At 70.3% G+C, this 6,000-nt stretch carries 5 protein-coding genes and 2 pseudogenes; 5 read left to right on the top strand and 2 right to left on the bottom strand.

Annotated elements, in window-relative coordinates:
- A pseudogene (locus A5700_RS25595) lies at positions 1–447 on the top strand (hypothetical protein); the annotation flags it as partial.
- On the opposite strand, the pseudogene A5700_RS21625 reads toward A5700_RS25595, so the two are convergent.
- Positions 345–740 (bottom strand): annotated as a pseudogene (locus A5700_RS21625) (MBL fold metallo-hydrolase); the annotation flags it as partial. The pseudogenes A5700_RS25595 and A5700_RS21625 sit on opposite strands and share 103 nt — an antisense overlap.
- Before the next feature lie 189 nt (positions 741–929).
- On the opposite strand from A5700_RS21625, the gene A5700_RS21620 reads away from it, so the two are divergent.
- The 4 genes from A5700_RS21620 to A5700_RS21605 are packed head-to-tail and all read left to right on the top strand — an operon-like array spanning position 930 to position 4,090.
- On the top strand, positions 930–1,700 hold the full coding sequence (locus A5700_RS21620; RefSeq protein ID WP_068071991.1) for a 1-acyl-sn-glycerol-3-phosphate acyltransferase: 771 nt from the start codon (positions 930–932) through the stop codon (positions 1,698–1,700).
- Between the two features lie 3 nt (positions 1,701–1,703).
- Positions 1,704–2,450, top strand: coding sequence for a 1-acyl-sn-glycerol-3-phosphate acyltransferase (locus A5700_RS21615; RefSeq protein WP_068071989.1), 747 nt, complete (start codon positions 1,704–1,706; stop codon positions 2,448–2,450).
- A 10-nt stretch (positions 2,451–2,460) separates the two neighbouring features.
- Positions 2,461–3,246 carry a 1-acyl-sn-glycerol-3-phosphate acyltransferase gene (locus tag A5700_RS21610; RefSeq protein WP_068071987.1) on the top strand — a complete coding sequence of 262 codons (786 nt, stop codon included), beginning with the start codon at positions 2,461–2,463 and terminating at the stop codon, positions 3,244–3,246.
- Positions 3,247–3,274: 28 nt separating this feature from the next.
- Positions 3,275–4,090: a Cof-type HAD-IIB family hydrolase gene (locus tag A5700_RS21605; protein ID WP_068071985.1), complete on the top strand. Its 816-nt coding sequence runs from the start codon at positions 3,275–3,277 to the stop codon at positions 4,088–4,090.
- A 184-nt stretch (positions 4,091–4,274) separates the two neighbouring features.
- On the opposite strand, the gene A5700_RS21600 is transcribed toward A5700_RS21605, so the two are convergent.
- Positions 4,275–5,939 (bottom strand): N-acetylmuramoyl-L-alanine amidase, encoded by a 1,665-nt coding sequence (locus tag A5700_RS21600; protein WP_369828298.1) that lies wholly within the window; start codon positions 5,937–5,939, stop codon positions 4,275–4,277.
- Positions 5,940–6,000: the final 61 nt, after the last annotated feature.

Genomic DNA, 6,000 nt, shown 5'->3' with positions numbered 1-6,000 from the left:
TCGGTCAAGCACCGCCTGGTTGGCCCCAAGGGCGAGCTGGACGTCATGATCATCGCCCTGCGGGCGCCCGCCGACGGCCCCATCGGCGACTCCGCGCTGGTGGTCTCCGACGGCACCACGACGGTGTTCAACATGAACGACGCCCGGCCGGTCGACCTCGACGTGCTCGATTCCGCCTTCGGCCACATCGACGTGCACCTGCTGCAGTACTCGGGGGCCATCTGGTATCCGATGGTCTACGACATGCCGGCCCGCGCCAAGGAGTCCTTCGGCGTGCAGAAGCGGCAACGCCAGATGGACCGCGCCCGGCAGTACCTGACTCAGGTGGGGGCGACCTGGGTCGTCCCGTCGGCGGGCGCCCGCAGGGCGATGATCATGACGTCCAGCTCGCCCTTGGGGCCAACCAGGCGGTGCTTGACCGAGGTGCTGGTGTCGAAGAACCGGTGAAAGCCGAGCCGTTCCAACTCGTGGCGCAGGTCCGGGACAGGGAAGTCGGGCAGCAGCACCACGGCGTCTTTATTGACGTGTTCGGCCAGGTTCTTGGCGTCGAAGTGATCCTTGTGCAGGTGCGACACGTAGAGGTAGTCGCAGTCGCCCAGGCGGTCCCAGTCCAACCCGCTGTTGTCGGGGAACGGGAACCAGGACCCGAAGTAGGCGGGGTTGACCCAGGGGTCGCACAGAATGCTGCCCGCGGGCGTCTCGATCCGAAATCCGGCGTGGCCGACGCTGGTGACCTGCACAAATACCTTTCTGTGGCCGCGTCACGCCGCGACCGGGGGAACAGCTTTTCAGCCCCCGAGCTTAGCGCGGCGCGCTGCCGGGCACCCGCCACGCGACCCGGGCGGCGGACCGGCGTCGCGGTGCCCGCGAAAGCCCCGGTGTGCAGCACTTCGGGCGACTCGCCGCCGGGCGCACTAGGCTGAAGTGCTGTGGAACCGGTATACGGGACTGTCATCCAGATCGCCCGCTTGGTCTGGCGCATCCAGGGCCTGAAGATCACGGTCAGCGGTGCGGAAAACCTTCCGAAGACCGGCGGCGCGGTGATCGCGATCAATCACACCGGCTACCTGGACTTCACGTTCGCGGGTCTGCCCGCCTACCAGCAGGGCCTCGGCCGCAAGGTGCGGTTCATGGCCAAACAAGAAGTGTTCGACAACAAGATCACCGGGCCCATCATGCGCAGCCTGCGGCACATCTCGGTGAACCGCCAGGACGGGGCGGCGTCCTACGAGGAGGCCGTCCGCAACCTCAAGGACGGCGAGCTGGTCGGCGTCTACCCCGAGGCCACCATCAGCCGCAGCTTCGAGATCAAGGAGTTCAAGTCGGGCGCGGCCCGCATGGCGCTGGACGCCGGCGTGCCGATCGTCCCGGTCATCGTCTGGGGCGCGCAGCGCATCTGGACCAAGGGCCACCCCAAGAAGCTATTCCGGCCGAAGGTGCCGATCATCGTGCTGGTGGGCGAGCCGATCGAGCCGACGCTGGCCCTCGAGGAACTCAAGGGTCTGCTGCACTCGCGCATGCAGCACCTGCTCGAGCGGGCGCAGGAGATGTACGGGCCGCATCCCGCGGGCGAGTTCTGGGTCCCGCACCGACTGGGCGGGGGCGCGCCGTCCCTGGCCGACGCGACCCGACTGGAGGCCGAGGAGGCCGCCGCCCGCGCGGCGCGCCGCGCCCAGGCCCCAGGGGCGCCGGAGCAGTGAACGATGGCGGAGCCGGTCTACCGCACCCTGGAGTTCGTGGCCCAGTTGGCCGTCGTGGTCAGCGGCGCGCAGATCAGCTATGCCGGTGAGGAACACATCCCCGATGACGGCGGCGCGGTGATCGCGATCAACCACACCAGTTACGTCGACTTCCTGCCCGCCGGGCTGGCCGTGCACCGCCGCCGCCGGCGGCTGCGCTTCATGATCAAAGCCGAGATGCAGCAGGTGAAGGTGGTCAACTTCCTGATCAAACACACCGGCACCATTCCCGTCGACCGCCGCGCCGGCGGGGACGCCTACGCGGTGGCCGTGCAGCGCCTGCGCGCCGGCGAGCTGGTGGGCGTCTACCCGGAGGCGACGATCAGCCGCAGCTTCGAACTCAAGGAGTTCAAGACGGGCGCCGCCCGAATGGCCGCCGACGCCGACGTGCCGATCGTGCCGATGATCGTCTGGGGCGCGCAGCGCGTCTGGACCAAGGACCACCCGCGCAAGTTGATCCGCGGCAACATACCGGTGACCGTGGGCGTGGGCGAGCCGCTGCGGGCGGCCGACGACACAGCGCAGACCGACGCCGCGCTGCGCGCATCGATGACGACGTTGCTGCACGACGTGCAGGGACGCTATCCGAACGAGCCGGGAGCGCACTGGGTCCCCCGCCGGCTGGGCGGCGGCGCGCCGACCCCCCAGCAGGCCGCCCGGATGGAGGCCGACGAGGCCGCGGCGCGCGCCGCCGGCCGTCGCGGTAAGTGAAGGAGACGACATGGCTGAGGGGTTCTACCGGTTGGGCGAGTGGATCGTCCCGCCGATGGTCGCGATGCAGGGGACCACGTTCACCTATCACGGGTTGGAGAACATCCCGACCCGCGGCGGGGCCCTGCTGGCCCAGAACCACACGAGCTACCTGGACTGGCTGCCGACGCTGCTCGCGGTGCGCGAGCGGGGCCGGCGCGCGTACTTCATGATCAAGGCGGAGATGGCCGACGTGAAGGCGGTGAACTACGTCATCAAGCACGCCCGGCTGATCCCCGTAGACCGCCGGACCGGACACGACGCGTTCGAGGTGGCCGTGCAGCGGATGCGGGAGGGCGAGCTGATCGGGATGCACCCCGAGGCCACCATCAGCCGCAGCTTCGAGCTGCGCGAGTTCAAGACCGGCGCGGCCCGGATGGCGCTCGACGCCGGGGTGCCGATCATCCCGCTCATCGTCTGGGGTGCGCACCGCATCTGGCCCAAGGACCACCCGAAGAAGGTGTGGCGCAACAAGGTTCCGATCACCGTCGCCGTCGGCCGGCCGCTGCCCCCGCAGGGCACGCCCGAGCAGGTCAACGCCGCGCTGCGCGCGTCGATGAACGAGTTGCTCTATCGCGTCCAGGAGGAGTACCCGCACCCCGAGGGGGAGTACTGGGTGCCGCACCGCCTGGGCGGCGGCGCGCCGACCCAGGACGACTCGCGCGCCATCCGGCTCTCGGAGCTGCAGGCCCGGATGCAGAAGTACGGCACCGACGGGGTCACCCGACCGGGCCAAGAGCAGAGCGGGCTGCATTGAGCGCTTGCCGCCGCGGCGGACGGTCTCGATGACCCTGCCCGCGCTCATCGCTTGCGACGTCGACGGCACCCTCTTCGACGACGCCGACACGATCACCCCGCGCACCCGCGACGCCATCCACGCCGCCGTGGCCGCGGGCGCGCGGTTCGTGGTCGCGACCGGCCGGCCGCCGCGCTGGATCCGTCCCGTCGTCGATGCGCTCGGTTTCGCCCCCGTCGCGGTGTGCGCCAACGGCGCCGTCATCTACGACCCCGCGACCGACCGGGTGCTCTCGGCGCGCACGCTCGACCTGGACACGCTGGCCGAGCTGGCCGAGCGGGTGACCCGCCTCATCCCGGGCGCCGGGCTGGCCGTCGAGCGCATCGGCGAACGCGCCCACGACACCGCGACGCCCCAGTTCGTCAGCTCGCCGGGTTACGAGCACGCCTGGTTGAACCCGGACAACACCGAGGTGGCGATCGAGGATCTGCTGAGCGCACCGGCGATCAAGCTGCTGGTTCGCCGGGCCGGGGCGCGCAGCGCCGACATGGCCGCCGAGCTGGCCGGGCACGTCGGCAACGCGGGCGATATCACCTACTCCACCAACAACGGCCTCGTCGAGATCGTGCCGCCGGGAACCAGCAAGGCCACCGGCGTGGACCAGATCGCGGCCCCGCTGGGCATCGTCGGTGGGGAGGTGGTCGCGTTCGGTGATATGCCCAATGACCTGCCGATGCTGCGCTGGGCGGGGCTGGGCGTCGCGATGGGCAACGCCAACCCCGACGTGCAGGCCGCCGCCGACGAGGTCACCGCCAACAACAACGACGACGGGGTGGGCCGGGTGCTCGAGCGCTGGTGGTTATAGCGGCACGACGATGCGCGCCGCGTTGCGGCGTGCGGAGGAGTGTCGCCATTGAGCCTGAGCGGCACGACGATGCACGCCGCGTTGCGGCGTGCGGAGGAGTCGCGCCATTGAGCTTGAGCGGCACGACGATGCCCGACGTTGCGGCGTGCGGAGGAGTGTCGCCATTGAGCCTGAGCGGCGTGCGTCAGGCCGCGGGCGGGTGGGCCGGCAGCGAGAAGTGCTCGGCCGGGACCGTCGGGCCGCTCGGCGCGTCCGTCGACAGGGGCGTCGTGATGCCGTCCGCCACCTCGGTGACGTTTCCGGTCAGCCGGTCGTAGTTCAGGGTGCCGTGCGTGAAGTTCTGCGTGATCTGCAGCGGTTCCTGGATTTCCGCGCTGGTCGGCAGTCCGAGCGGTCCCCGCTCGTAGCTCAGCGACGCCCAGGCGTCGTAGATGGCGCCGGTGACGGGTTGCGCGCCGGTCTGCGGTGACCAGTACATGGCGCCCTTGGCGAAGGTGACGTAGCGGGCGTCCCCCTCGGCGTCGTCCTCCGGGGACGTCGGCGCGCCCAGCGGGCTGTTCATGCCGCCGATGGCCTGCCAGTGGTCGTAGATCGCGCCGCCCTGCAGCGCCTTGATCAATTCCTCGGGCGGATCGTTGAAATGCGCTGCGATATCCCGGATCTCGTCCATCAGCGCGTAGGCGGCGTTGCCCGGACAGTCGGTGTTGCCGACGTCGCGGTGGGTGAAGATGGTCGGCAGCGTCGCGATCGAACCGGCCGGGTAGGTGGTGTAGTGGCTGCCGGCCGACTCGAGCGCCACGGTGCCCTTGGGGTCGACACCGTCCAGGCCGAGCCGCCAACCCAGCAGCCGGCCAACGGTTTTCAGCTGGATCGGGGTGGGCGGGACGTCGTCGAAGTTGCCCATCATCGCCACGCCCCAGGTGTTGCGGTTGAAGCCGCCCGTGTGGAAGGCCTCGACCGCCTTGGTCAGCCCCCCGGCGCTCCCCTCGAACACTTGGCCGTATTTGTCGACCAGGGCGTTGTAGGCGATGTCGCACCACCCCAGGGTTTTGCTGTGGTAGGTGTAGATGGCCTTGACGATCCCGGCGGACTCCAGCGGGGAGTAGTCGTTGCTGCCGGCGGTGTGGTGCACGACCGCGGCGCGAACCCCGTTGTCGTACTGGGGGCTTCCGCAGTGTAGCGACTCGTCGGCGCCCCACTGTTCGCGGCTGATGATGGCAGGGGCCTGGCCCGGCATCAGAACCCCCGACGGCGGAGTCCAGTGCGTCTCGACCGGGGCCTGCGGCGGGGAGATGAGCACCGCGTTGATGTTCTGCCCGAAGGGCTGGTCCCGCGACGCCGGTCGGTACCCGAGTGGGGGCTTGCCCGGGGCGTCGGCCGGGGGCGCCGGGACCGGCTGGGTGACCGGCGCATCGATCGGGCGGGTGACCGCGATCTGCACGGTGGTGGTGGTGCCGACGAACACGGGGTCGGTGCCGCGGGGGCCTTCGACGGGCCCCGCTCCGGAGTCGTCGCCCACCCGGCTCGTCGGGTCGGGGGCGGCGGTCTCGTACTCGGTCTGATACCAAGGGCCCCAGGACCCGTCGGGGCGCTTGGCCCGCACCCGCGTGGACGTCCCGGCCAGGTCGCCGGTGAGCGCGACCAGTGAGAACGGCGTGTCCTGGCTGATCTCGCGGACCGTGACGCCGCCGCCCAGGCCGATCAGCGGCTGTTCCACCAATTGCGTGCCCCGCGCCGGGGGCGGGCTCGCCGTGCCGTGGTCACGCGTCGCGTTCGCCACCCACGACACGATGACGACGGTGGCCGCGACGGCCGTGAGCAACGTCGTCGGTGCGCGGCCACGGGACACCAGTCGATGTTACGTGTGTGTCCACTGTTATTGGTGAGACGACACGACGCGGCGCGACGGG

Source organism: Mycobacterium sp. E1214 (genome assembly GCF_001666755.1).
GTDB lineage: Bacteria > Actinomycetota > Actinomycetes > Mycobacteriales > Mycobacteriaceae > Mycobacterium.
The sequence above is the reverse complement of the archived record's forward strand: the minus strand, read 5'-3'. Positions and strand labels throughout refer to the sequence as shown.